Here is a 24,144-nt window from a genome sequence, read left to right as displayed (position 1 = left end):
TGAGCCAGGATCAAACTCTCCAAACAATGCTTGAAAAGAAGTCCTGGCCAACACCCACCAACCGATGGATGTCAACCAAAGGAATCCGTCAAAAAATGACGGGGTTGTGCATCATGCACTGGCTTTTAACACACTGTTGAGTTCTCAAGAAACGGACGCGTACATCCGCACCGAAACCACAATTCCTTGTGATTCCCGCTCGGAGGCGTTCACTCCGTTCGTTCTGTTGTGTCTTAATCTTTTCAGCCGCCCAAGTCCCTGTCAAATTGACCGGACCGGCTCGACTTTCCAAGAATTAAGCCGCGCCCCCTTTCGGGGACAACCCCTCTAACTTACCAGCCCGTCGAGCGATCTGCGAATCAATCTGCGAACCGGCGCGTCACAAGGGATTGCCGACGATCAGTGACACAACACATCACAGTCACCTGAGTGAAGGATGTGGGTTGTGCCGCTCCGCGTCGGCTCTTAAAGATTAGCAGCGCCCTTCCACCGCTCGTGCCGGTTCTCCTGCTTCGACGGCAACGGAACGATCACAACCGAACATAGACTCCCCACGTGAGCAGCAACACGCCGCCAGTGGCGAAGAAGATCCCTACGGAGCGCACCCACCACGGCGACACCGTCATCGACGAGTACGCCTGGCTGAGCAACAAGGACGATCCCGACACCACCGCCTATCTGGAGGCGGAGAACGACTTTCTGAAGAAGGAGACCGCTCACCTCGCCGACCTCCAGGAGCAGGTGTTCCAGGAGATCAAGGGCCGCACCCAGGAGACCGACCTGTCGGTGCCGAGCCGCAAGGGCTCGTGGTGGTACTTCTCGCGTACGGAGGAGGGCAAGCAGTATCCGGTGTCGTGCCGGGTGCCCGCCGACAGCGAGACCCCACCTGAGATCACCACCGGCGAACGGCTCGACCAGGAGCAGGTCGTCCTCGACGGCAACGAGCTGGCCGGCGACAGCCCGTTCTTCTCGGTGGGCACCAGCTCGATCTCCCCCGACGGGAAGATGCTGGCCTTCTCGACCGACTTCACGGGCAACGAGCGGTTCACGCTCAAGTTCAAGAACCTCGAGACGGGCGAGATCCTGCCCGACGAGGTCACCGACATCTTCTACGGCGGCGCCTGGTCTGCCGACGCCTCCGCGTTCTTCTACACGCGCGTGGACGACGCCTGGCGGCCCTACCAGGTCTACCGGCACACCCTCGGCACCCAGGAGGACGTGCTCGTCTATGAGGAGAGCGACGAGCGCTACTGGGTGGGCATCGGGCTGACCCGCAGCGAGCAGTACCTCGTGCTGGGCGCGGGCAGCAAGATCACCAGCGAGGTCCGCATCCTCGACGCGAACGACCCCGGCGGCGAGTTCAAGCTCGTCCGGCCCAGGAAGACCGGCGTCGAGTACGGCGTCGAGCACGCGGGCGACTTCTTCTACGTCCTGCACAACGAGAACGCCGCGAACTTCGAGCTGTCCACGTCCCCCCTCGACGACCCCGGCACGTGGACCCCGCTCATTCCCCACCGCACCGACACCAGGCTGCTGGAGATCGACGCGTTCTCCGACCATGCCGTGGTGCACTTCCGCCGCGACGGCCTGACCGGCCTGCGGGTGCTCCCCTACCCGGCCGCCGGGGGCGACTGGCGCGAGCGGGTGGAGGCGGCGGAGCGCAACGCGTACGAGATCGACTTCCCCGAGCCGCTGTACGACGTCGGCCCGGCCGGCAACGCGCAGTTCACCACGCGGCGGCTCCGTCTGGGCTACACGAGCATGGTCACCCCGGCCAGCGTGTACGACTACGACCTGGACACCCACGACCTGATCCTGCTCAAGCAGCGCCCTGTGCTCGGCGGCTTCGACGCGGCCGACTACGAGCAGGTGCGCGAGTGGGCCACGGCCGAGGACGGCACGAAGATCCCCATCTCCCTCGTCAAGCGCAAGGACACCGAGACCCCGGCCCCCACCGTCCTGTACGGCTACGGCAGCTACGAGACCTCGATCGACCCGGGCTTCTCGGTGCCCAGGCTGTCGCTGCTCGACCGCGGGTTCGTGTTCGCGATCGCCCACGTGCGGGGCGGCGGCGAGATGGGCAGGCACTGGTACGAGCAGGGCAAGCTGACCAGCAAGCGCAACACGTTCACCGACTTCGTGGCGGTGGCCAGGCACATGAGGGCGGCGGGCTGGAGCAGCAGGATCGTGGCCAGGGGCGGCTCGGCGGGCGGGCTGCTGATGGGCGCGGCGACGAACCTCGCCCCCGAGGAGTTCGCCGGGATCGTGGCCGAGGTGCCGTTCGTGGACGCGCTCAACACCATCCTCGATCCGTCGCTTCCGCTGACCGTGATCGAATGGGACGAGTGGGGCGACCCGCTGCACAACCCTGACGTATACGCCTACATGAAGAGCTACTCGCCGTACGAGAACGTGGACGGCAGGCCGTACCCGCCGATTCTGGCGATCACCAGCCTGAACGACACGCGCGTGCTCTACCACGAGCCGGCGAAGTGGATCGCGAGGCTGCGCGCCACGGCGAGCGGCGGGCCGTTCCTGCTGAAGACGGAGATGGGTGCGGGGCACGGCGGGCGCAGCGGACGTTACGACGCCTGGCGGGAAGAGGCGTTCGCACTGTCCTGGATCATTGAGAAAGGCACGTCATGAAATATCAGGCCGACGAGCAGCGCTACGAGCGGCAGCCGTACAACCGCAGCGGGCGCAGCGGGCTCAGGCTGCCGGTGGTGTCGCTGGGGCTGTGGCACAACTTCGGCGACAACCGGCCGATCGAGAACTCCCGGGCGATCCTGCGGCGGGCGTTCGACCTCGGGGTGACGCACTTCGACCTGGCCAACAACTACGGGGTGCCGTACGGGTCGGCGGAGAGCAACTTCGGCCGCATCCTGCGCGAGGACTTCCTGCCGTACCGGGACGAGCTGGTCATCTCGACGAAGGCGGGCTACGACATGTGGCCGGGCCCGTACGGCGAGTGGGGTTCCCGCAAGTACGTGCTGGCCAGCCTCGACCAGTCGCTCAGGCGCATGGGCCTCGACTACGTCGACATCTTCTACAGCCACCGTCCCGACCCGGAGACGCCGCTGGAGGAGACGATGGGCGCGCTCGACCGCGCGGTGCGCTCGGGCAAGGCGCTGTACGCGGGCATCTCCAACTACTCGGCGGAGCAGACGGCCCAGGCCGCGCGGATCATGCGCGAGCTGGGCACGCCGCTGCTCATCCACCAGCCGTCCTACTCGATGATCAACCGGTGGATCGAGGACGGCCTGCTGGACACGCTGGAGGAGGCGGGCATGGGCTGCATCGTCTACTCGCCGCTGGCGCAGGGTCTGCTGACCGACCGCTACCTCGACGGGGTGCCGGCCGACTCGCGGGCGGCGACCAGCCGGTTCCTCAGCGCCGACAGGATCGACCGCGACCTCGCCCGCGACCTCAACGAGATCGCGCGCACGCGCGGGCAGACGCTGGCGCAGATGGCGCTGTCGTGGACGCTGCGCGACTCACGGGTGACGAGCGTGCTGATCGGCGCCAGCAGCGTCAAGCAGCTGGAGGACAACGTGGCGTGCGTGGACGGCCCCGCGTTCACGCAGGACGAGCTGGAGGCGATCGACAAGATCACCGCCGGGCGCCGCTGAGCCGGCCGTCAAAGGGCCTCGTGGCGCTGCAGGTAGGTGAACGAGGCCCAGCCGGGCAGCACCGGCAGCCAGAACGTGAGCAGCCGGTAGAGCAGCACGGCCGAGGTGGCCAGCTCCTTCGGCACCCCGGCCAGCACGAGCCCGCCGACCAGCGCCAGCTCGACCGCGCCCAGGCCGCCGGGGGTGGGCGCGGCCGAGCCGATCGCGTTGGCGGTGAGGTAGACGACGGCGACGGCGGTGAAGCTGATGTCGTGGCCGAACGCGGCGATGCAGGCGTCGAGGCAGAGCACGAACATGAGGGTGATCATGAGCGTGCCGACGGCCGCCTCGATCATCTTGCGCGGCGACTGGAGCACGTCGAGCAGCCGCGGCAGCACGTTCGAGAAGAGCTTGGATAGCCGGCCGGTGATCAGGCGGCGCAGCGGCGGCACGCCGAGCACGGCGACGACCAGCACCGCGACGGCGAGCAGCGCGAGCACGAGCCCGCGTGACGGCGTGAACGAGGTGCCGGTGTTGGAGCCGGTGATGTAGGCGAACAGCGCCAGCAGCCCGATGTGGAAGATCAGCATGATGAGCTGCGACGCGCCCACGCTGGCGACCGCGCTGGCCGGGGGGATGCCGCGCTTTTGCAGGTAGCGGGTGTTGATCGCGACCCCGCCCACCGCGGCGGGCGCGACGAGCTTGACGAACGAGGACGCGAACTGCACGAGCACCGTGCGCCAGAGCGGCAGGTGCTCGGGCACGAACCCGCGCAGCATGAGCGCGGCGGCCACGAAGCTCGCGAACGAGGCCACCAGCGCCAGCCCCGACCAGGCCCAGTTGGCGGTGGTGATGACGTGGTAGACGTCGACCTGGCTGAGCTGGGAGAGCACGATGTAGGCGGCGATCGTGCTGGCGATGATCGTGATGAGCGTGCGGGGGCGGAAGCGCTCTAGGCGGATCTCCTCGACCTTGCTCTGCGGCTTGAGCGCGACGATCTGGTCGCGGATGCCGGGCAGCACGTGTTTGGCCTTGGCGAGCGCGGCGCGGGTCTCTCTGGTCAGCGCGATCTGCTGGAGCAGCGGCATGGCGGCGGCCAGCGCGTCGGGGCCCATGACGGCGGCCGCGGTGCGCACTGAGCGCTCGGGGCCGACGCGCAGCGCGAGGTAGGTGAGGAGCTGGGCGACGTCGAGCCGGAGCAGCAGGTCGCCGGCGGCGACCTCGCCGCTGCGGGCGTCGGTGAGCACGACCCGGCCGGCGCCGTCGACGTGGATGCTGTCGCCGGTGAGCCTGCGGTGGGCCAGGCGCTGGATCTGCAGCAGCTCGACCTGCTCCCAGATCTGGGCGAGCAGCTCGTCGTCGATCTCGTCGTCGGACAGCTCGTCGAGTGAGCGGGTGTCGATGTGCTCGTAGGCGAGCAGGGCGGCCTCGGTGCCGATCTCGCTGGTGCCGAGCAGGCGAGGGGTGCTGGCGCCGGCGGCCTGGGCGGCGTACGCCATGAGGGCCTCGCGTTCGAGCTCGGCGCGCAGCGACCTGATGGCGCGGCGCCTGGTCTCGGAGTTGAGCCTGATGCGCCGCCACAGGCGGTAGGGCAGGCCGGCCACCTGCCGGTCGCGGTCGAGGACGGTGACGTCGAGGCTGCTGCCGTCTTTGAGCCCGACGGCGTAGCGGCGGCTGCCCTGGTGGTCGTCCTCGACGCGGCGGGCGGAGACCGGGGAGAACGAGAGCTTGCGCAGGGCGGCCACGACGGCGCTGCCCGGCGGGCGGGTGTTGGGGCTGCCGACGCCGTAGAGGGTGGCGTAGCCGATGGCCATGCCGACCAGGACGGTGACGATGGCGCTCGGGATGGTGATCTGGCGGCCGGAGAAGAAGGCCAGGATGTAGAGGGCGATGGTGGTCCACATCAGCATCCGCCAGGTGGGGCGGCGGGAGATGCGGACGGCGGTCGCGTACGCGACGACCGAGGTCAGCAGCGTGTTGAGCGGCTCCATCTCGCGGCCGCCGGTGAGCAGCACGCGCAGGTCGTTCATGTTGCCCGCGACCAGCCACTGGCCGAGCAGGAACGAGCCGGCCATGCCGACGATGGCGGCGATCAGCCCCTCGGCGACGCGCAGGCCGTCGCGGTGGAAGACGCGCTCGACCGCGAACGCGACGGGCACGATGAGCACGGCCGCGCCGCCGAGGAAGGCGGCGATCCTGCTCAGCAGCGGCACCAGCTCGGCGCCCTCCTTGACGTCGGCCTCCAGCCCGATGAGGGTCTGCTTGGCGACGAGGGCGAGCAGGATGACCGCGCCGAGCACGAGCAGCGTGGCGATGAAGCGCAGCAGGTCGGAGGGGCGGCGCAAGCGCTGGGGCAGCAGCGGCTCTACGACGTAGACGTCGGTCTCCGCGCGTGACTCAACCACGGCCGGATCCCCCTCCGCGAGGTCCTCCGTGTCATCTCGTTCCCTGATATCGGCCACCGACAGCGATTCTGCACCTTCCCGTGGCGGACTGTACGATCTCCAGGCGTTCAATGTGCCCGACCGTCCCCCCGCAGTCGTCGCAGGGGGCAGGCTACACGGTGGGCTTCCCCGGGTTCACCTTTGAATTCCTGTCCACGTGGCGACATAGGCTGTGTCGCATGTCGGGTGCATTGAGAGTTTTGGGGGCTTGTCCGCTTGACTGCCCGGACACCTGCTCGTGGGTGGTCGGTGTGGAGAACGGTCAGGCCGTCTCGTTGCGCGGCAATCCCGATCAGCCCTACACCAGGGGCGCGCTGTGCGTGAAGGTCAACCGTTACCTGGAGCACACGCGGGCCGCCGACCGCATCCTGCACCCGCTGCGCCGGGTCGGGCCGAAGGGGTCCGGTCAGTTCGAGCGGATCACGTGGGACGAGGCGCTCGACGAGATCGCCGTACGGCTGCGCGCCATCGTGGACGAGCACGGCGGCGAGGCCATCTGGCCGTACGTGGGCACCGGCACGCTCGGCTACCTCCAGGGCTGCGAGGGCGTGGCGGGCCGGCGGTTCTGGAACGTGCTGGGCGCCGGCAAGCATTGGCTGAACATCTGCTCGGGGGCGGGCAACAGCGGCCTGCGGCGTACGAACGGCACGGCGGCCGGCATGGACCCCGAGGACTTCGCGCTGTCGAAGCTCATCCTGCTCTGGGGCACGAACACGCTGACCAGCGGCCACCACCTGTGGAAGTTCATCCAGGAGGCGCGGGCGAACGGCGCGCACGTCGTCGCGATCGACCCCATCCGCACCAGGACGGCGGACCAGGCGGACGAGTGGCTGGCGATCACGCCGGGCACGGACGCGGCGCTGGCGCTGGGCCTGCTCAACGTCGTGCTGGCGGAGAACGCCCAGGACGAGGAGTATCTCGCCGCGCACACCGAGGGCTGGGCCGGCTTCCGCGAGGAGATCATGAGCCACCCGGTGGAGAAGGTGGCGGAGATCACGGGGATTCCGGCCGAGGCCGTCCACAGGCTGGGGATGAGGCTCGCGCACACGCGCCCGACGGGGCTGCGCGCCACGCACGGGCTGCAGCGGCACGCGGGCGGCGGCACGGCGCTGCGGACGATCTCCGCGATCCCGGCGGTGACCGGCGACTGGCGGCACCCCGGCGGCGGCATGGCCTTCTCGACCAGCGATCACGTGCACCTCGACATCGACACCCGGGAGGACCTGCTGCCCGGCCCGGTGCGCACGCGGGTGATGACCAAGCTGGCCTCGCAGCTGGACGAGTCGGTGAAGTGCCTGTTCGTGTACGCGGCCAACCCGGTGGGCTCCTCCCCCGACTCCAACGCGATCAGGCGCGGCCTCATGCGCGAGGACCTGTTCACGGTCGTCATGGAGCACTTCCCCACCGACACGGCCGACTACGCCGACATCGTGCTGCCCGCGACCATGCAGACCGAACATCACGATCTGCACGCCGGCTACGGGCACCTCTACCTGATGTGGAACGAGCAGGCCGTGCGGCCGCCCGGCGAGTGCCTGTCGACGACCGAGACGTTCCGCCGGCTGGCGGCCCACATGGGGCTGAGCGAGCCCTCGCTGTACGACTCCGACCTGGAGCTGGCCGAGCAGCTGCTGAACAGCGGGCATCCGTCGCTGGAGGGCGTCACCCTCGACCGGCTGCGCAAGGAGGGCTGGGTGCGGATGAACTACCCCAAGCCCTTCACGCCGTTCGCCGACGGCTTCCCGACGCGGACGGGCCGGCTGCGCTTCCCGCCGAAGGGCCAGGCGTACGTACCGCCGCACACGGCCGTCGCGGACGGCTCGCCGTACCGGCTGCGGCTGGTGACGCCGGCCGCGCACACGTTCCTCAACACCACGTTCGGCAACAACCCCGAGCTGCGGCGGCGGGCCAAGGACCCGGTGGTGCTGGTCAGCAGGGCCGACGCCGAGGCCAGGGGGCTGACGAACGGGGAGCGCGTACGGGTGCACAACGACGGCGGCGCGTTCGTCGCGGACGTGGAGATCAGCGACCGGGTCTCGCCCGGCGTGGTCGCCTCGACGAAGGGCCGCTGGCCCAAGCTCACCCCGGGCGGCGCGAACCCGAACGCCGTCGTGGCCGAGCGGGACGCCGACATGGGCCGCGGCGCGGGGTTCCACGACAACTGGGTGGAGATCAGTCCAGCTTGAGCTTGTAGCCGACGTGGGAGTCGGTGAAGCCGAGCGCGTCGTAGAAGCGGTGCGCGTCCGTACGGGTCTTGTCGGAGGTGAGCTGCACCATGGCGCAGCCGCGGGCCCTGGCCCGGTCGATCGCCCAGGTGATCATCTTGCGGCCGAGGCCCTGGCCGCGGACGGCGGCGGAGACCCTGACGGCCTCGATCTGGCAGCGCTCGGCGCCCAGGCGGGACAGACCGGCGAGGTAGCTGAGCTGCATCGTGCCCACGACCTTGCCCTCCTGCTCAGCCACGATCAGTTCGTCGTGCGGGTCGGCGTCGATGCGCTCGAAGGCGGCGAGGTAGCGCTCGTCGGCGGGGTCGCCCTCGCGCCGCGCGCCGAGCGGGTCGTCGGCCAGCATCGCGACGATGGCGGGCACGTCGTCCCTGCGGGCGGTGCGGAAGATCAAGGACAGCACGTAGTGGGACTCCATGAGCGCGGGGTTGGAGGGCAGGGCCATGACCTTGCCGCTCGGGGTGAAGCCCTTGCGAGCGTACAGGGCGCGGGCGGCCTGGTTGGCGTCCACCGCCCACAGGCCCATCTCCTCGGCGCCGGTGCTCCTCGCCCACTCCACGGCCGCGTCCACCAGGCGGGACGCCGCGCCGTGCCGTCTGGCCTCGGGGGCGACCCACATGGACAGCAGGTGGGCGTGCCTGCCCTCGTCCTCCAGCAGCACGCACACCAGGCCGGCGTCCGCCGCTCCTGACGTCGCCACCCAGTAGCGGGCATCGGGGTTGGCCAGCCGCTCGGCCCACTGCTGCGGGGTGAACGCGACCTCACGCTCGTACGAGGAGCCGAACGCGTCGGGCGCGTCCTGGAGTGCGCGCAGGCGCAGCGCGCGCAGCCGCTCGCCGTCATCGGGGCCAAGGGTCACAAGCTGGATGTCCGTCATGGCGGCATCATGTCAGGGACAGCTCAGGGTCCGCCCCCGATGCCCCCAGGGACGGACAAAGGGCAGCATTGGTGACATGAACGAAATAACTCGACGCGACGAGGTCTCGCTGTCGGCCGCCGCGCTGCGCGGCGCCCCTTGGAAGACCGCCGCCATCACCGGCGGCGCCGTGGCCGCCGGCGGTTTCGGCCTGAGCGTGCTCACCGGCGGCGGCGACCTGGTGTGGGCGCTGGGGCTGGGCACCGCCCTGTTCGCCCTGATCGCCGCCATCGGCGCGGTGTCCAAGCCCGACGTGGGCGACCGGGTGACCCGGCAGGCCAGGCTCTGGTCGCTGCGGCACCCGTGGCGGTTCTCGCTGCTGCCCGCCGGCATCGCCGCCGTGCTGAACTACCCCGTGCAGCTCGTGCTCGACGGCGAGGGCGTCTTCGGGGCCGGCTGGGACGCCCTGTGGCACGGCGCGCTGGTCTACCTGGTCTCCGGTGTCCTGACGCTCGCGATGCGGGGGCGTGCCCGATCTGCCCGTTGACCTCCTCGATCAGCTCTGAGCGGCTGCCGCCCGCTCGGCGTCCGACCTGCACACGCAGAACTCGTTGCCCTCGGGGTCGAGCATGGTGACCCAGCCGACGCCGTTGGCGTCGCGCAGGTCCTGGTAGATGGTGGCGCCCATCCCCAGCAGCCGCTCGACCTCCTGGTCACGGGTCCTGCCCTCGGTGCCGTTGACGTCGAGGTGCAGCCGGTTCTTCACCGTCTTGCCCTCGGGCACGCGGATGAACAGCACGTACGGGTCCTGCTTGGTGCGCAGCATCACCTCGTCGTCGCCCGGCTTGTCGCCCTCGCCCAGGGGCAGCCCGGTGGCCTTGCTCCACCAGCTCGCGATCTCGTACGGGTCGGCCGCGTCGAACGTGACGGCGTGGATCTCGATCATGATGCCACCCAACCCGACACCACCAAAGACGTCAAGCCAGTGTTCGCAGCCCGATGACGCCGGCCAGGATCAGGGCGATGGAGATCAGCCGCGCGGGTGACACCTCGTCCCCCATGGCGATCATGCCGAGGATGGCCGTGCCGGCCGCGCCGACGCCGGTCCAGACGGCGTACGCGGTGCCCACTTCCAGGCTTTTGAGCGCGTACGCGAGCAGCCCGAAACTGAGCACGGCGGTGACGGCGAACGACAGCGTCCACCACAGATTGCCGAACCCGTTGCTGAGCTTGAGCGACAGGGCCATGACGACCTCGAACAGGCCCGCGAGCACCAGGACGATCCACGCCACGATGACGACTCCCTCGATGACGATGACTGATTCGGGTGCGTCGTCTTGGCGTACCGGGTACGGCGCGTCTCGTCCGGGAGCCTCATGGGCTCATTGACGACAACGTGCCCGCAACCCCGTTATTCCCACCAGATGGTGACCCAGCGGTCGCGCGGCATCGGCCACATGCCCAGCTCCATCACGGTCGCGGCGACCTCCTCGGCCCGCGAAGGGTCGAGGCACACGCGGCGGCAGGCGCTCTGGGCCAGCTCCTCCAGCGAGGTGAAACGTTCCAGGGGGGACTCCCGCTCCTCCACCTGCACGGGGAAGCCCATCGCCGCCGCCAGCGCCACGCAGTCCTCCGCGATCGGGCGCACCGGGCGGTCGACGCCGTGGAAGTGCTGCCACAGCGGGGTCAGCCAGCTCATGGGGTGGCGGTGCGGCAGCTCGATCACCACCCTGCCCAGCGTGTGGTCGTCGAGCGCGCGCAGGAAAGGGGCCAGGTCCGGCACGTTGTAGACCACGTGGGCGGACACGGTGACGTCGGCGACCGGCACCCGCCCCGCCACGTCGGGCCAGCGGCCCTCGACCGTGGTGACCGGTACGCCGAGCTTGTCCGCCCTGGACGTCAGCCCTTCGAGCATGGAGGCCGAGGTGTCGACGGCGTAGAGGTGGCCGATCCGCTCGTGCAGCGGCAGCGAGGAGGCCCCGGGACCTGAGCCGACGTCGAGCAGCGTGCCCTTGTCGGGCAGCGCCTCGGCCAGGCGGGTCATGGTGGGGCCGTCGTCCGGCTCGGCCAGCGCCCGGTCCGTACGGGTGCCGAACCGCTCGGGCGAATGACTCCACGGGTCCGCGACGGCCTTGGCCAGGATCTCGTCCGGTATCGCCCAGGATTCGAGTCGCTCTCGCCAGCGTGCGGCGAGTTCTTCGGCGTCCATGGAGACGAGCATGCCATGCATGGCGTGGGTTACCCGCGGGTAGCATTTCAGAGTAAGGTTACTCACCAGTACAGCCACCTCGGTTCAAGGAGATCGACGCCCATGGGCCACTACAAGAGCAACGTGCGTGACCTGGAATTCAACCTCTTCGAGGTCTTCGGGAGACGCGAGATCCTCGGCACCGGGCCCTTCGCGGAGATCGACGAGGACGTCGCCCGCTCCGTCCTGGACGAGATGAACCGCCTTGCGACCGGCGTGCTCGCCGACTCCTTCGAAGAGGGCGACAGGACCCCGCCCGTGTTCGACGCGGCCACCGCCTCCGTGACGGTCCCCGAGGGGTTCAAGAAGTCGTACAAGGCGTTGGTCGAGGGCGGCTGGGCGCACCTCGACCTGCCCTCCGACCTGGGCGGCCCCGGCATCCCGCGCAGCCTCGCGTGGGCCACCGCCGAGATGGTGCTGGGCGCCAACCCGGCGCTCTACATGTACGCCGCGGGGCCGAACTTCGCGTACACGCTGTGGCGGCTCGGCACCCCGGAGCAGAAGCGCTTCGCCGAGCTGGCCATCGAGCGCAACTGGGGCGCCACCATGGTGCTCACCGAGCCGGACGCCGGCTCCGACGTGGGCGCCGGGCGCACGAAGGCGGTGCGGCAGCCCGACGGCACCTGGCACATCGAGGGCGTCAAGCGCTTCATCACCAGCGCCGAGCACGACATGTCGGAGAACATCTTCCACCTCGTGCTGGCCCGCCCCGAGGGCCACGGCCCCGGCACCAAGGGCCTGTCGATGTTCCTGGTGCCGAAGTACCACGTGGACCTCGACAGCGGCGAGCTCGGCGAGCGCAACGGCGTCTACGTCACCAACGTCGAGAAGAAGATGGGCCTGAAGGTCTCCACGACCTGCGAGCTGACCTTCGGCGACAGGCACCCGGCGATCGGCTTCCTGGTCGGCGAGGTGCACGAGGGCATCAAGCAGATGTTCATGGTCATCGAGCACGCCCGCATGATGGTCGGCACCAAGGCCATCGCGACGCTGTCCACCGGCTACCTCAACGCCCTCGAGTACGCCAAGGCCCGCCTCCAGGGCGCCGACCTCACCAGGTCGGGCGACAAGACCGCGCCCCGCGTCACCATCACCCACCACCCCGACGTGCGGCGCGAGCTGATGCTGCAGAAGGCGTACGTCGAGGGCATGCGCGCCCTGGTGCTCTACACCGCGACCTTCCAGGACGCCCTGCTCATCGACCCCGACGACCGGCGCGCCTCCGAGATGAACGACCTGCTGCTGCCGGTCGTCAAGGGCGTCGGGTCGGAGCGGTCGTACGAGCTGCTGTCGCGCTCGCTGCAGACCCTCGGCGGCTCCGGCTACCTGCAGGACTACCCGATCGAGCAGTACATCCGCGACGCCAAGATCGACTCCCTGTACGAGGGCACCACCGCGATCCAGGGCCAGGACCTGTTCTTCAGGAAGATCCTGCGCAACCAGGGCTCGGCCGTCGGCTCGCTGCTGGCCGAGATCAACGCGTTCGCCGCCTCCGAGGCGGGCAACGGCCGGCTCAAGGAGGAGCGCAAGCTGCTCGCCGAGGCCGCAGCCGAGGTCAAGGCGATGGGCGACACCCTGGCGGGCTGGGCGCTCGGCTCGCTGGAGAAGCCGGAGGAGGTCTACAAGGTCGGCCTGAACACCACCAGGTTCCTCCTCGCGCTGGGCGACCTGGTCATCGGCTGGCTGCTGCAGCGCCAGGCCGAGGTGGCGCTGGCCCGGCTGGCCGAGGGCGAGGACCCGTTCTACCTCGGCAAGGTCGCGGCGGCCTCGTTCTTCGCCAAGACCGTGCTGCCCCGCCTCGCCGCCGAACGCCGCACGCTGGAGTCCACCGGCCAGGAGCTCATGGAGCTGCCGGAGGACGCCTTCTAGGACGACCGCGCCCCTGGTCGAAGTGTCGTGAACGGCACAGACCGGGGGCGCCGCCGGGAGTACCTTGCCCGGCATGAGCTCCGCACCGCACGACCACCCGCTGCCGCCGCCTCGTGTCGAAGAGGTGTCGGACGGTGTGTACGCCTACGTCCAGCCCGACGGAAGCTGGTGGATCAACAACACCGGCTTCCTCGCCGGACGGCGCGGCGTCGTCGTCATCGACGCCTGCTCGACCGAGCGCCGCACCCGCGCCTTCCGCGCGGCCATCGGCAAGGTCACCGACCGGCCGATCACCACGCTGGTCAACACCCACCACCACGGCGACCACACGTTCGGCAACTGGTTGTTCCCCGAGGCCACGATCGTCGGGCACGAGGGCGTGCGCGAGCAGATCATCGCCGACGGCGTGCCCGCGTACCGGGCGGCCTGGTCGCCCGAGGTCGAGTGGGGGCGGATGGAGCCGGCACCGCCGTTCCTGACCTTCACCGACCGCGTCACGCTCCACTCCGACGAGCTGCGCTGCGAGGTCAGGCACGTCGGCTACGCCGCCCACACCGCCAACGACTCCTATGTGTGGATCCCGGAGCGGCGGCTGCTGTTCGCCGGTGACCTGGTCTTCAACGGGGGCACGCCGTTCGTGCTGATGGGCTCGGTCGTGGGGGCGCTGCGGGCACTGGAGCAGCTCAGGGAGCTGGGCGCGCAGACCGTCGTGCCGGGGCACGGCGAGGTGTGCGGGCCTGAGGCGTACGAGCCGGTCGAAGGCTATCTGCGGTTCGTGCAGGCGACCGCCGAGAAGGGGCTGGCGGCCGGGCTGACGCCGCTGGAGGCGGCCAGGGAGACCGATCTCGGCGAGTGGGCCGGGCTGCTCGACGCCGAGCGCATCGTGGGCAACCTGCATCGCGCGTACGCCGATCTCGGCGGGCCGCCGATGGACCTGGTGGCGGCGATCCTCGACATGATCACGTACAACGGCGGGGAGCCGCTGTCCTGTCTGGCGTGATGATCAGCTATAGCCGGGTATGACGGTGCCTGTACGCGTTCTTTGCCGGGAGGTCGCCATGGGTGTCGGGGTCAGCATCTTCTTCCTCACGCTTGGCGCCATCCTCAGGTTCGCGATCGAGCCCGACGTCTTCGGCAAGAGCGTGCACATGGACATCATCGGCCTGATCTTCATGATCGTCGGCGGCGTGGGGATCGTGCTGAGCATCGTGCTGGCCCCTCGGCGGGGCCAGACGTCGGAGGGCCGGCTGATGCACCGGGAGAACCGTCCGCCCGAGGTCTGAGACCTACAGGCTCAGCTGGACGGCGGCGCGCGAGGCCACGATCGGCTTGATGCGCTCGGCGATGATCGCCTGGTGCTCGGGGTGGTCGCGGTAGACCAGGTAGTCGTCCACGCCGTCGAAGTCCGCCACCACCGCGAAGTCGTGGTTGCCCTGGTTGATGCCCGCGTCCTGGCCGAACGTGTACGACCGCAGCTGCGGGATCAGGCCGGGCAGCGTGCCCAGCGCCTCGGCCACGGCGGCCTTCTGCTCGTCGGTGGCGTCGTCGGTCCAGGTGAACAGCACGATGTGGCGAATCATGCAAGCCACTTTATCCATGTATCAAAGGAACATCCTGGAGGCTCTGACGTCGTGGGTGCGGGTGTCCCCCGCCGTACGGCGGTCGCCGGGAGAGGGGTCCTCCCGGCGGCCGTCGTACCGGTGCGTCAGCTCCAGGCGAGCATCCTGATGGGGTCCTCCAGCATCGCGCCCACGTCACGCAGGAACAGCGAGCCCAGCTCGCCGTCCACGATGCGGTGGTCGAACGACAGCGACAGCGTCGCCACCTTGCGCACCGCGAGCGCGCCGTCCACCACCCACGGCATGTCCCTGATCTGACCGAAGGCGAGGATCGCCGCCTCACCCGGGTTGATGATCGGGGTGCCGCCGTCGACGCCGAAGACGCCGACGTTCGTGATCGTGAACGTGCCGCCGGCCATCTGCGCCGGCTGCGTACGGCCCGCCCTGGCGACCTCCGTCAGCTCCGCCAGCCGCACGGCCAGCGCGGGCAGCGACAGGTCCTGGGCGTCCTTGACGTTCGGCACCACCAGGCCGCGCGGGGTGGCGGCGGCGATGCCCAGGTTCACGTAGTGCTTGACCACGATCTCCTGGGCGGCCTCGTCCCACGAGGAGTTGATCATCGGGTGCCTGGCGACCGCCGTCAGCACCGCCTTCGCCACCAGGAGCAGCGGCGAGACCTTGACCTCGGCGAACTCCGGGAGCGTGCGCAGGCCGCGCACGGCGTCCATGGTGGCCGTCATGTCCACCTGGAGGAACTCGGTGGCGTGGGGGGCGGTGAAGGCGCTGGTCACCATGGCCTGGGCGGTCATCTTGCGTACGCCCTTGACCGGGACGCGCTCCTCCCTCTCCCGCCGCTCACCCGTCGTGGCGGGCTGCTCCTGCGTCCTCGCCGCCGCCGCGTGGACGTCGTCGCGGGTGATCGAGCCCTGGGGGCCCGTGCCCGTGAGCGTGGTGAGGTCCACGCCCAGGTCCTTGGCGAGCTTGCGTACGGGGGGCTTGGCCAGCGCCCGCGCCGCCCCAGGACCCTGCGCTCCGGCCGGAGCCGCAGGCGCCGGGGCCGGGGCAGGAGCTGGGGCTGGGGCTGGGGCTGGGGCTGGGGTCTGCGGCGGCGCGTCCAGGCCGACGCGGGCCGGGTTCGCCACCGGGTTGGTCGGGTGGCCGGGCGCGGCCTGGCGGCGCGGGCGGCGCTTGGTGGCGCCGGTCTTGACGCCGTAACCGACCAGGACCGCCTGGCGTTCCTCCTTGGGGGCCGGGCTGCCGTGCGCGCCCGGCTCCACCGCGCCCTCGGCGGGCGGCTTCGGCACCATGTCGTCGGCCAGCGCCTCGATCCCGGGCGCCGGCGCCGTCCCGCCATTGGCGGGCGCGGTCGCGGCGGGAGCGGGCGCCTCCGCGGCCGCCGCAGCGGGAGCGGGCGCCTCCGCAGCCGCCGCCCCGGCCGCCGCGCCGGTCGCGCCCGGTGAAGGGGCGCCGCCCTCGCCGTCGGTGTCCACCGCGATGATCGGGACCCCCACGTCGACCGTCTCGCCCTCGCCGGCCATCAGCCCGGCCACCACGCCGTCCCACGGGATCGGCAGCTCGACGATCGACTTGGCGGTCTCGATCTCCACCACGATCTGGTTGACCTTGACGTCGTCGCCCGGCTTGACGTGCCAGCGGACGATCTCCGCCTCGGTCAGCCCCTCGCCGACGTCGGGCAGCTTGAACTCGCGTCGCATCGTCTGCCCCCTCAGTATCCGAAGGTCCGGTCGACGGCGTCGAGCACGCGGTCAAGGTCGGGCAGGTAGTGCTCCTCCAGCTTCGACGGCGGGTAGGGGGTGGAGAAACCGCCGACGCGCAGCACGGGCGACTCCAGGTGGTAGAAGCACTGCTCGGTGATCCTGGCCGCGAGCTCCGCGCCAAAGCCGCTGTTGACGGGCGCCTCGTGCACGACCACGGCCCGGCCCGTACGGCGTACCGACTCCATGACCAGCGGCTCGTCCAGCGGGTTGAGCGAGCGCAGGTCCACGACCTCCAGCGAGCGCCCGTCCTCCTCGGCCGCCGCGGCGGCCTCCAGGCAGGTCTTGACCATGGGGCCGTAGGCCAGCAGGGTCACGTCGGCGCCGGGACGTACGACCTTGGCGGTGTGCAGCGGCGGCCACCAGTCGGTGGAGCCGGTGTCGATCTCGGCCTTCTCCCAGTAGCGCCGCTTGGGCTCGAAGAAGATCACCGGGTCGTCGCTGCGGATGGCCTGCTGGATCATCGTGTACGCGTCCGCCGGGTTGGAGCAGGCCACCACCCGCAGCCCCGCGGTGTGCGTGAAGTACGCCTCCGGCGACTCGCTGTGGTGCTCGACCGCGCCGATGCCGCCGCCGCACGGGATGCGGACGACGACCGGCAGCTTGATCGCGCCGAGCGAGCGCATCGGCATCTTGGCGAGCTGGGTGATGATCTGGTCGGCCGCCGGGAAGACGAACCCGTCGAACTGGATCTCGCACACCGGCCGGTAGCCGCGCAGCGCCAGCCCGATCGCGGTGCCGATGATGCCCGACTCGGCGAGCGGCGTGTCGATGACGCGGTCCTCGCCGAAGTCCTTCTGGAGCCCGTCGGTGACCCGGAAGACCCCGCCCAGCTTGCCGACGTCCTCACCCATGATGAGGACCTTGGGGTCGTCCTCCATGGCCTTGCGCATGCCCTCGTTGAGCGCCTTGGACAGGCTGAGTACGGTCACGACGCCTCCTTCGCCCCGAACCGGCCGCTGCGGTCGCCTCGCTCAGTCACGGAACCCCTCCAAGTAAGCGGCGAACTGGGCGCGCTCCTGGTCGATCAGGGCGTGGGGCTCGCTGTAGACGTGGTCGAAGATGTCGAGCGGCTCGGGGTCCGGCATGGCCAGACAGCGTCTGCGCAGGTCGGCGCCGAGCTGGTCGGCCTCGGCCTCGATCGCGTCGAAGAACGCCTGGTCGGCGTGCTCGTTCTTGAACAGGTACGACTTGACCCGCTCGATCGGGTCCTTCAGCTTCCAGGCCTCCAGCTCGCTGGCCACCCGGTAGCGGGTCGGGTCGTCGGTGGTGGTGTGGGCGCCCATCCGGTACGTGAACGCCTCGATCAGCGTGGGCCCCTGGCCCGTACGCGCGGCCTCCAGCGCCTTGCGCGTGACGGCGAGGCAGGCGAAGACGTCGTTGCCGTCGACTCTGATGCCGGGGAAGCCGAACCCGGAGGCGCGCCGGTAGAGCGGGATGCGGGTCTGCTTCTCCAGCGGCTCGGAGATCGCCCACTGGTTGTTCTGGCAGAAGAACACGATCGGCGCGTTGAACACGCTGGCCCAGATGAACGACTCGTTGACGTCGCCCTGCGAGGTGGCGCCGTCGCCGAAGTAGACGATGGTGGCCGCGTTGGCGTCGTCGCGCTGGATGCCCATGGCGTAGCCGACCGCGTGGAGCGTCTGGCTGCCGATGACGATCGTGTAGAGGTGGAAGTTGTGCTCCTTGGGGTCCCACCCGCCGTGGTTGACCCCTCTGAACAGGCCGAGCAGCTTCACCGGGTCGACGTCGCGGCACCACGCCACGCCGTGCTCGCGGTAGGTGGGGAAGGCCATGTCGGAGTCGGTCAGCGCGCGCCCCGAACCGATCTGGGCGGCCTCCTGGCCGAGCAGCGAGGCCCAGATGCCCAGCTCGCCCTGGCGCTGCAGCGCGACGGCCTCGAGGTCGACGCGCCGGACGAGCACCAGATCGCGGTAGAGCGACCGGACGTCCTCCGGGGTCAGATCGATGTCGTAGTCGGGATGCTCGACCCGCTCTCCCTCGGGGGTGAGCAGCTGGACGAGCTCAGGAGGTGCGTCAGCACCACGAGAGGCGTCTTGTGTCACGTGCCACTCCTGTGGTCGGGGCCGGTCCGAGATGGGGTTGCCACCTTAGGCCAGCCTTCGTAGCGCCGAACCGGGAGGTGGAGGTTCGTACGCTTTTGGGGCCATCGTGGCAGACGTCACAGCCCTGTGCGCAAGCCCCATGTCCTCCCCGTTCCCGTTGTGTCGGCGGCCACACGCGCCGGTAGGCTGTGCTTCCCACCACCCACCGCACCCAGGAGGAACGCAGTGGCCCGCGTCATCGTGGACGTCATGTTGAAGCCCGAGATCCTCGATCCGCAGGGCCAGGCCATCGCCAGGGCGCTGCCCAGGCTCGGCTTCTCCGGCGTCGCCGCCGTGCGCCAGGGAAAGCGTTTCGAGCTGGAGATCGAGGGCGAGGCCGACGAGGCCGCGCTCGCCGAGGTGCGCAAGATGGCCGAGACGCTGCTGGCGAACACGGTGATCGAGGACTACGTCGTCCGGGTTGATGGGTAGAAGGCACTTTTGGGGGCTGGATTTCCCCTCGGGTGGTTAAAGCCGGGTTCGGACATGCCACAATGCCACGGGCTTGCCAACACTAAATAACAACAACGTGATTTTGCGGTTAGCCCCGTTTTCTCAGGGAAACCTACTCCAGGTGACATTCCGGAGCCCGGAGGAGTCCGGTGGATATTGAGTTCTCGTTGGCACTGCCTCGGGATGCGATCGGCATACCGATGGTCAGGCGAGTGCTGGGCGATGCCATGCGTTCACTCAACGTGAGCGAGACGTGCATCGCCGACATGCTGCTCGCCGTGTCCGAGGCGTGCTCCAACGCGGTCCGGCACGGAGGGCCGGCCAACCGCTACGAGGTGACGGCGGCCATCGGGGCCGGCCAGTGCGACGTCCGCGTGGCCGACAACGGCGACGGCGTGCCGACCATGCCTCCGCACTTTCCTCCTCCCGACACCGAGAACGGCCGCGGCCTGCTGATCATGCGATCCGTCGTCGACGAGATCTCGTTCGGCGTCACGCCGGGCCGGGGCACCACGGTTCACCTGCGCAAGCTGCTCGACTGGGACGACGACGCCGCCGAGGCCCGTCCCCGCGAGCTCGCCACCGTGTAAGCCGCCGTGTAAGCCGCCCTGTGAGCAGCCCCGTGAGCAGCCGTGTGAGCAGCCCCGTGAGCAGCCGTGTGAGCCGCCGTGTGAGCCCGCGCCAGTCCCGCGTCCCGAGCCGATGCGGACCACCGGAGCGCACCCGATAACCTGGTGATACCGCCGTCCACCCCGATGGGACGGTGGCGCGCGCATTCACCCGGAGGGGACGACTGTCATGAGCGCTGCCCGTGTGGGCGTTGTCACGTTTCCAGGAACTCTCGACGACCAGGACGCAGCCAGAGCCGTGCGCCTCGTGGGCGCGGAGGCGGTCCCGCTGTGGCACGCCGACCACGACCTGAAGGGAGTCGACGCCGTCTTCCTGCCCGGCGGCTTCTCCTACGGCGACTACCTGCGCTGCGGCGCCATCTCCCGCTTCGCGCCGATCATGGACGAGCTGGTCCCCGCCGCGAAGGCGGGCCTGCCGGTCATCGGCACCTGCAACGGGTTCCAGATCCTCTGCGAGGCGCACCTGCTGCCCGGTGCGCTCACCCGCAACGCCTCGCTCCACTACGTCTGCCGTGACCAGCGGCTCAAGGTCGAGCAGACCGCGACGGCGTGGACCAACGGCTTCACCGCCGGCCAGGAGATCGTGCTGCCGATCAAGCACGGCGAGGGCCGCTACGTCGCCTCCGACGACACGCTCGCGGCGCTGGAGTCGGGCGGCCACGTGGTCTTCCGCTACGTCGGCAACCCCAACGGCTCGCTCAACGACATCGCCGGCATCCGCAACGAGGCCGGCAACGTCGTCGGCCTCATGCCGCACCCCGAGCACGCCGTCGAGGAGCTGGTCGGCGCCCCGAGCACCGACGGCCTCGGCATCTTCACCTCCATCCTGAAGAACCTGGTGAACGCATGACAGACAGTGTCCAGCGGGCGGCGGAGACTCCCGACGAGCCGATGCCCTTCGCCGAGCTGGGGATGAAGCAGGACGAGTACGACCGGGTCAAGGAGATCCTGGGCCGCCGTCCGACCGGCTCCGAGCTGGCCATCTACAGCGTCATGTGGTCCGAGCACTGCTCGTACAAGTCGTCCAAGGTGCACCTGCGGCAGTTCGCCACCAAGGCACCCAAGTCCGAGGCGCTGCTGGTGGGCATGGGCGAGAACGCCGGCGTGGTCGACATCGGCGACGGGTGGGCGGCCACGTTCAAGATCGAGTCGCACAACCACCCCTCCTACGTCGAGCCGCACCAGGGCGCGGCCACCGGCGTCGGCGGCATCGTGCGCGACATCATGTCGATGGGCGCCCGCCCGATCGCGGTCATGGACGCGCTGCGCTTCGGCGCCGCCGACGCGGTCGACACCCGGCGGGTGCTGCCCGGCGTGGTCGAGGGCATCAGCAGCTACGGCAACTGCCTCGGCCTGCCCAACATCGGCGGCGAGGTCTCCTTCGACCCCTGCTACCTCGGCAACCCGCTGGTCAACGCCCTGTGCGTGGGCCTGCTGCGGAAAGACCAGATCAAGCTGGCCACCGCGCCAGGGCCGGGCAACAAGGTCGTGCTGTTCGGCGCCTCCACCGGCCCCGACGGCATCGGCGGCGCGTCGGTGCTGGCCAGCGCCACGTTCGAGGACGAGTCGCAGGCCAAGCGGCCCGCCGTGCAGGTCGGCGACCCGTTCATGGAGAAGCTGCTCATCGAGTGCTGCCTGGAGCTGTACGCCGCCGACGTCGTCGTCGGCATCCAGGACCTCGGCGCGGCCGGCGTCTCCTGCGCCACCACCGAGCTGGCCGCCAAGGGCACCGGCGGCATGACCGTCGACCTCAACCTCGTCCCGCTCCGCGACCCCTCGCTCAGGCCCGAGGAGATCCTGATGAGCGAGTCGCAGGAACGCATGATGGCCGTGGTCCGGCCCGACGACATCCCCGCGTTCATGGCGATCTGCCAGAAGTGGGACGTCCCCGCCACCGTCATCGGTGAGGTCACCGACTCCGGCCGCCTCGTGATGACGTGGGACGGCGAGGTCATCGTGGACATCCCGCCGGGCACCGCCGCCGATGACGGGCCGGTCTACGAGCGGCCCTACCACGAGCCCGCCGGGCAGGCCGCGCTCAACGCCGACACCCCCGATCGCCTGGAGCGGCCCGCCGACCTGCGGCAGACACTGCTCAAGCTGCTCGGCTCGCCCAACCTCGCCTCCAAGGAGTGGGTGACCGGCCAGTACGACCGCTACGTGCGCTCCAACACCGTGCTGGCCCAGCCGGCCGACGCGGGCATGCTGCGCATCTCCGAGGCCATCGCGGGCGCCGAGCCGACCACCCGGGGCATCGCGCTGTCCACCGACGGCAACGGCCGCTACGCCAAGCTCGACCCCTACGCCGGGGCGCAGCTCGCGCTGGCCGAGGCGTACCGCAACGTCGCCGTCACCGGCGCGAAGCCGCTGGCCGTCACCAACTGCCTCAACTTCGGCTCCCCCGAGGACCCCGAGGTGATGTGGCAGTTCGCCGAGGCCACGCGCGGGCTCGCCGACGCCTGCAGGACCCTCGGCGTGCCGGTGACCGGCGGCAACGTCTCCTTCTACAACCAGACCGGCTCCACCGCGATCCACCCGACGCCGGTGGTGGGCGTGCTGGGCGTCATCGACGACGTCGCCCAGCGGGTGCCGACCGGGTTCGTCGCCGAGGGCCTGCGCGTTGTGCTGCTCGGTGACACCCGCGAGGAGTTCGGCGGCTCGGAGTGGGCGCACGTCGTCCACGGTCACCTGGGCGGGCTGCCGCCGCAGGCCGACCTGGAGGCGGAGCAGGCGCTCGGCACCGTCCTCGTCGAGGCGGCTCGGCGCGGGCTGCTCGCCGGCTCCCACGATCTGTCCGACGGCGGGCTCGCCATCGCGCTCGCCGAGTCGTGCCTGGCCAAGGGCGTCGGGGCGACCGTCGAGCTGACCGGCGACGCCTTCACCGACCTGTTCAGCGAGTCGGCGGCGCGGGCGCTCGTGGTGGTGAGCCCCGAGGCGTACGACGAGCTGGCCTCCCTGTGCGGCCGCCACGACGTCCCCTGCTACGGCCTGGGCACGACCGGCGGCTCGTCCCTGGTCGTCAAGGACGTCTTCGAGGTCCCGGTGGAAGAACTCCGCACCACCCACACGGCGGCCCTGCCGGCGCTGTTCGGCTGACGCGAAATTCAGGGCCGGTACGGGATTCCCCCGTACCGGCCCTTTCCGCACAATCACCTCACCGAACGGCCGGCACGTGCCTTTCAGAACGGCCGGATAGGCCGCCTCCGGCCCTTCCAAAGCGCCCGCCCCTTCTCTGGGGCGGAGGCGTTGGCCGCCGGCTTGGGTGCGCCCTGGATTGCCGTGACCGTTAACCGGCACGTGGCCTGCACGTGGCGGCCCCTTCCTTCCGGCCTCGGTTATCCGGGCGCTCGGCGTTGTGCGGAAGCCTTACTTCTTCAGGCAGACGGCGTAGACCGTGCCGCCGCTGCCGCTGCCGCCGCCGAGGCCCTGGCTGGAGACCTCGGCGGTCTTCATGTCGTTCTTGGTGACGCTGACCGACCAACCGTTGCCGGACGGCATGCTGCTCGTCACCTGGGAGCGGGAGTCCACCTGGAAGCCGCCGCCGGTCACCAGGTCGCCCGCCTTGCACTTCGCGGTGCCGCTCGACCCGTTGATGCGCTCGTTGACGACATAGGTGCTCAGGTTCGCGCCGGTGCCGGGCTCGCCCTTCGGGCCCTGGGGGCCCGCCGGGCCGCGCGGGCCGGTGTCGCCCTTCGGGCCCTTGGGGCCGGGGGTGCCGGGTTTGCCGGGGGTGCCGGGGGTGCCCGGAGCGCCCTGCTCGCCCTTGGGGCCCTGCTCGCCCTTGGGGCCCTGCTCGCCCTTGGGGCCCTGCTCGCCCTTCGGGCCCTGCTCCCCCTGCTCGCCCTTCGGGCCCTGGGGGCCGGCGGGGCCGGTCGCGCCCTGCTTGCCCTGGATGCCGTGGCGGCCCTGCGGACCGCGGTCGCCCTTCGGGCCCTGGGGACCGGCAGGGCCGGCCGGACCCGCGGGCCCCTGGGGGCCGGTCTCGACGGTGGTGGTGGACGTGCCGCCGCCGATGACCATCCGCTGCTCGGTCTTACGGCACTTGGCCGTGACGTTGACGATGCGGACGTACCGCGACTTCTTGTGGACGCAGGCGTGCACCGTTCCCGCAGCGGCGCCGGCCGAGACGGCGGAGGCCGCGGACGATGCGGTGGCGACGCCGCCCGCGGCCAGGAGCGAGGCGGCCAGCGCCCCGACGGTGGCGAGTGTCAGCATGCCCCCACGACGAACCTTGATAGCCACGATGCCCCTCCAGAGGGTCGGGTGTTGCGCGTGTGATGCAAGAGATTCACGCCTCAAACGTTCCAAAGGATGACCGTGATTACGTAACGCATTTATCACGAAACAGAGGGTTACTGACGGCGCTGACGGAT

General features: G+C 70.1%; 21 protein-coding genes, 1 pseudogene and 1 riboswitch. Of the genes and pseudogenes, 11 read left to right on the top strand and 11 right to left on the bottom strand.

All coding sequences use genetic code 11. From position 1 onward, the window contains the following. Positions 1 to 555: 555 nt before the first annotated feature. The gene (locus AB0K18_RS46290) at positions 556 to 2,646 is read left to right on the top strand and encodes a S9 family peptidase (protein ID WP_364928304.1); all 2,091 of its coding nucleotides are present in this window, start codon (positions 556 to 558) and stop codon (positions 2,644 to 2,646) included. Then, entirely contained in the window at positions 2,643 to 3,629 is a 987-nt protein-coding gene (gene mgrA / locus AB0K18_RS46285; RefSeq protein WP_364928301.1) for an L-glyceraldehyde 3-phosphate reductase, read from the top strand. Before AB0K18_RS46290 ends, mgrA begins: the two co-directional genes overlap by 4 nt. Positions 3,630 to 3,637: 8 nt before the next feature. Here mgrA and AB0K18_RS46280 read toward each other — a convergent pair whose 3' ends face one another. Further along, positions 3,638 to 6,013 carry a lysylphosphatidylglycerol synthase transmembrane domain-containing protein gene (locus tag AB0K18_RS46280; protein WP_364928298.1) on the bottom strand — a complete coding sequence of 792 codons (2,376 nt, stop codon included), beginning with the start codon at positions 6,011 to 6,013 and terminating at the stop codon, positions 3,638 to 3,640. A 218-nt stretch (positions 6,014 to 6,231) separates the two neighbouring features. On the opposite strand from AB0K18_RS46280, the gene AB0K18_RS46275 reads away from it, so the two are divergent. Further along, complete coding sequence (locus AB0K18_RS46275; protein WP_364928295.1) at positions 6,232 to 8,238, top strand: molybdopterin-dependent oxidoreductase; 2,007 nt, start codon at positions 6,232 to 6,234, stop codon at positions 8,236 to 8,238. On the opposite strand, the gene AB0K18_RS46270 is transcribed toward AB0K18_RS46275, so the two are convergent. Both AB0K18_RS46270 and AB0K18_RS46265 read right to left on the bottom strand, forming a co-directional pair. Further along, a complete protein-coding gene (locus AB0K18_RS46270; protein WP_364928310.1) occupies positions 8,225 to 8,695 on the bottom strand; it encodes a GNAT family N-acetyltransferase in 471 nt (156 codons plus the stop codon). The genes AB0K18_RS46275 and AB0K18_RS46270 overlap by 14 nt on opposite strands. A 42-nt stretch (positions 8,696 to 8,737) precedes the next feature. After that, positions 8,738 to 9,154: pseudogene (locus AB0K18_RS46265) on the bottom strand (GNAT family N-acetyltransferase); the annotation flags it as partial. 76 nt (positions 9,155 to 9,230) lie between these two features. Here AB0K18_RS46265 and AB0K18_RS46260 point away from each other — a divergent pair. Then, positions 9,231 to 9,680, top strand: a complete 450-nt coding sequence (locus AB0K18_RS46260; protein WP_364928293.1) for a hypothetical protein — start codon at positions 9,231 to 9,233, stop codon at positions 9,678 to 9,680. A 9-nt stretch (positions 9,681 to 9,689) separates the two neighbouring features. On the opposite strand, the gene AB0K18_RS46255 is transcribed toward AB0K18_RS46260, so the two are convergent. The 3 genes from AB0K18_RS46255 to AB0K18_RS46245 form a co-directional block, all read right to left on the bottom strand. Next, entirely contained in the window at positions 9,690 to 10,079 is a 390-nt protein-coding gene (locus AB0K18_RS46255; protein WP_345391335.1) for a VOC family protein, read from the bottom strand. 31 nt (positions 10,080 to 10,110) lie between these two features. Next, positions 10,111 to 10,425, bottom strand: coding sequence for a multidrug efflux SMR transporter (locus AB0K18_RS46250; protein WP_364928288.1), 315 nt, complete (start codon positions 10,423 to 10,425; stop codon positions 10,111 to 10,113). A gap of 34 nt (positions 10,426 to 10,459) precedes the next feature. Beyond that, positions 10,460 to 10,522: riboswitch (guanidine-III (ykkC-III) riboswitch) on the bottom strand. Between the two features lie 22 nt (positions 10,523 to 10,544). Further along, the gene (locus AB0K18_RS46245; RefSeq protein WP_364928285.1) at positions 10,545 to 11,342 is read right to left on the bottom strand and encodes a methyltransferase domain-containing protein; all 798 of its coding nucleotides are present in this window, start codon (positions 11,340 to 11,342) and stop codon (positions 10,545 to 10,547) included. Between the two features lie 102 nt (positions 11,343 to 11,444). Here AB0K18_RS46245 and AB0K18_RS46240 point away from each other — a divergent pair, with 102 nt between their 5' ends. The 3 genes from AB0K18_RS46240 (at position 11,445) to AB0K18_RS46230 (ending at position 14,533) form a co-directional block, all read left to right on the top strand. Then, positions 11,445 to 13,250 carry an acyl-CoA dehydrogenase gene (locus AB0K18_RS46240; protein WP_364928283.1) on the top strand — a complete coding sequence of 602 codons (1,806 nt, stop codon included), beginning with the start codon at positions 11,445 to 11,447 and terminating at the stop codon, positions 13,248 to 13,250. Between the two features lie 73 nt (positions 13,251 to 13,323). After that, complete coding sequence (locus AB0K18_RS46235; protein ID WP_364928281.1) at positions 13,324 to 14,250, top strand: MBL fold metallo-hydrolase; 927 nt, start codon at positions 13,324 to 13,326, stop codon at positions 14,248 to 14,250. Positions 14,251 to 14,308: 58 nt separating this feature from the next. After that, the gene (locus AB0K18_RS46230; protein WP_355412054.1) at positions 14,309 to 14,533 is read left to right on the top strand and encodes a hypothetical protein; all 225 of its coding nucleotides are present in this window, start codon (positions 14,309 to 14,311) and stop codon (positions 14,531 to 14,533) included. 3 nt (positions 14,534 to 14,536) lie between these two features. On the opposite strand, the gene AB0K18_RS46225 is transcribed toward AB0K18_RS46230, so the two are convergent. The 4 genes from AB0K18_RS46225 to pdhA all read right to left on the bottom strand — a co-directional run bounded on the left by AB0K18_RS46225 (position 14,537) and on the right by pdhA (position 18,650). Further along, positions 14,537 to 14,830, bottom strand: coding sequence for a Dabb family protein (locus AB0K18_RS46225; RefSeq protein ID WP_364928278.1), 294 nt, complete (start codon positions 14,828 to 14,830; stop codon positions 14,537 to 14,539). A gap of 125 nt (positions 14,831 to 14,955) precedes the next feature. Further along, the gene (locus AB0K18_RS46220) at positions 14,956 to 16,524 is read right to left on the bottom strand and encodes a dihydrolipoamide acetyltransferase family protein (protein ID WP_364928275.1); all 1,569 of its coding nucleotides are present in this window, start codon (positions 16,522 to 16,524) and stop codon (positions 14,956 to 14,958) included. 11 nt (positions 16,525 to 16,535) lie between these two features. Then, positions 16,536 to 17,516: an alpha-ketoacid dehydrogenase subunit beta gene (locus tag AB0K18_RS46215; RefSeq protein ID WP_364928272.1), complete on the bottom strand. Its 981-nt coding sequence runs from the start codon at positions 17,514 to 17,516 to the stop codon at positions 16,536 to 16,538. Between the two features lie 42 nt (positions 17,517 to 17,558). Then, on the bottom strand, positions 17,559 to 18,650 hold the full coding sequence (pdhA, locus tag AB0K18_RS46210) for a pyruvate dehydrogenase (acetyl-transferring) E1 component subunit alpha (RefSeq protein ID WP_345391359.1): 1,092 nt from the start codon (positions 18,648 to 18,650) through the stop codon (positions 17,559 to 17,561). 225 nt (positions 18,651 to 18,875) lie between these two features. Between pdhA and purS the strand changes: the two genes are divergently transcribed. The 4 genes from purS (at position 18,876) to purL (ending at position 22,867) form a co-directional block, all read left to right on the top strand. Then, positions 18,876 to 19,121 (top strand): phosphoribosylformylglycinamidine synthase subunit PurS, encoded by a 246-nt coding sequence (gene purS, locus AB0K18_RS46205; RefSeq protein ID WP_364928269.1) that lies wholly within the window; start codon positions 18,876 to 18,878, stop codon positions 19,119 to 19,121. A gap of 221 nt (positions 19,122 to 19,342) precedes the next feature. Continuing rightward, positions 19,343 to 19,732, top strand: coding sequence for an ATP-binding protein (locus AB0K18_RS46200; protein WP_364928266.1), 390 nt, complete (start codon positions 19,343 to 19,345; stop codon positions 19,730 to 19,732). 208 nt (positions 19,733 to 19,940) lie between these two features. Next, the gene (gene purQ, locus AB0K18_RS46195) at positions 19,941 to 20,621 is read left to right on the top strand and encodes a phosphoribosylformylglycinamidine synthase subunit PurQ (RefSeq protein WP_364575055.1); all 681 of its coding nucleotides are present in this window, start codon (positions 19,941 to 19,943) and stop codon (positions 20,619 to 20,621) included. Beyond that, positions 20,618 to 22,867: a phosphoribosylformylglycinamidine synthase subunit PurL gene (gene purL, locus AB0K18_RS46190; RefSeq protein WP_364928264.1), complete on the top strand. Its 2,250-nt coding sequence runs from the start codon at positions 20,618 to 20,620 to the stop codon at positions 22,865 to 22,867. The genes purQ and purL overlap by 4 nt, the downstream gene beginning before the upstream one ends. Before the next feature lie 270 nt (positions 22,868 to 23,137). Here purL and AB0K18_RS46185 read toward each other — a convergent pair whose 3' ends face one another. Beyond that, on the bottom strand, positions 23,138 to 23,986 hold the full coding sequence (locus AB0K18_RS46185) for a hypothetical protein (RefSeq protein WP_364928262.1): 849 nt from the start codon (positions 23,984 to 23,986) through the stop codon (positions 23,138 to 23,140). Positions 23,987 to 24,144 lie beyond the last annotated feature (158 nt).

It is taken from the genome of Nonomuraea sp. NPDC049421 (assembly GCF_040677005.1).
Taxonomy (GTDB): domain Bacteria; phylum Actinomycetota; class Actinomycetes; order Streptosporangiales; family Streptosporangiaceae; genus Nonomuraea; species Nonomuraea salmonea.
Note: the sequence above shows the minus strand (reverse complement) of the source record. Positions and strands in the feature narration are given on the sequence as shown.

What these genes read in the sequence shown, in the direction of transcription:
- AB0K18_RS46260 (WP_364928293.1), top strand. Translation starts at nt 9,231, where the DNA reads ATGAACGAAATAACTCGACGCGACGAGGTCTCGCTGTCGGCCGCCGCG.
- AB0K18_RS46255 (WP_345391335.1), bottom strand. Translation starts at nt 10,079, where the DNA reads ATGATCGAGATCCACGCCGTCACGTTCGACGCGGCCGACCCGTACGAG.
- purQ (WP_364575055.1), top strand. Translation starts at nt 19,941, where the DNA reads ATGAGCGCTGCCCGTGTGGGCGTTGTCACGTTTCCAGGAACTCTCGAC.
- AB0K18_RS46200 (WP_364928266.1), top strand. Translation starts at nt 19,343, where the DNA reads ATGGTCAGGCGAGTGCTGGGCGATGCCATGCGTTCACTCAACGTGAGC.
- AB0K18_RS46220 (WP_364928275.1), bottom strand. Translation starts at nt 16,524, where the DNA reads ATGCGACGCGAGTTCAAGCTGCCCGACGTCGGCGAGGGGCTGACCGAG.
- AB0K18_RS46225 (WP_364928278.1), bottom strand. Translation starts at nt 14,830, where the DNA reads ATGATTCGCCACATCGTGCTGTTCACCTGGACCGACGACGCCACCGAC.
- AB0K18_RS46230 (WP_355412054.1), top strand. Translation starts at nt 14,309, where the DNA reads ATGGGTGTCGGGGTCAGCATCTTCTTCCTCACGCTTGGCGCCATCCTC.
- AB0K18_RS46185 (WP_364928262.1), bottom strand. Translation starts at nt 23,986, where the DNA reads ATGCTGACACTCGCCACCGTCGGGGCGCTGGCCGCCTCGCTCCTGGCC.
- mgrA (WP_364928301.1), top strand. Translation starts at nt 2,643, where the DNA reads ATGAAATATCAGGCCGACGAGCAGCGCTACGAGCGGCAGCCGTACAAC.
- AB0K18_RS46275 (WP_364928295.1), top strand. Translation starts at nt 6,232, where the DNA reads ATGTCGGGTGCATTGAGAGTTTTGGGGGCTTGTCCGCTTGACTGCCCG.
- AB0K18_RS46240 (WP_364928283.1), top strand. Translation starts at nt 11,445, where the DNA reads ATGGGCCACTACAAGAGCAACGTGCGTGACCTGGAATTCAACCTCTTC.
- AB0K18_RS46245 (WP_364928285.1), bottom strand. Translation starts at nt 11,342, where the DNA reads ATGGACGCCGAAGAACTCGCCGCACGCTGGCGAGAGCGACTCGAATCC.
- AB0K18_RS46235 (WP_364928281.1), top strand. Translation starts at nt 13,324, where the DNA reads ATGAGCTCCGCACCGCACGACCACCCGCTGCCGCCGCCTCGTGTCGAA.
- AB0K18_RS46270 (WP_364928310.1), bottom strand. Translation starts at nt 8,695, where the DNA reads ATGGAGTCCCACTACGTGCTGTCCTTGATCTTCCGCACCGCCCGCAGG.
- purL (WP_364928264.1), top strand. Translation starts at nt 20,618, where the DNA reads ATGACAGACAGTGTCCAGCGGGCGGCGGAGACTCCCGACGAGCCGATG.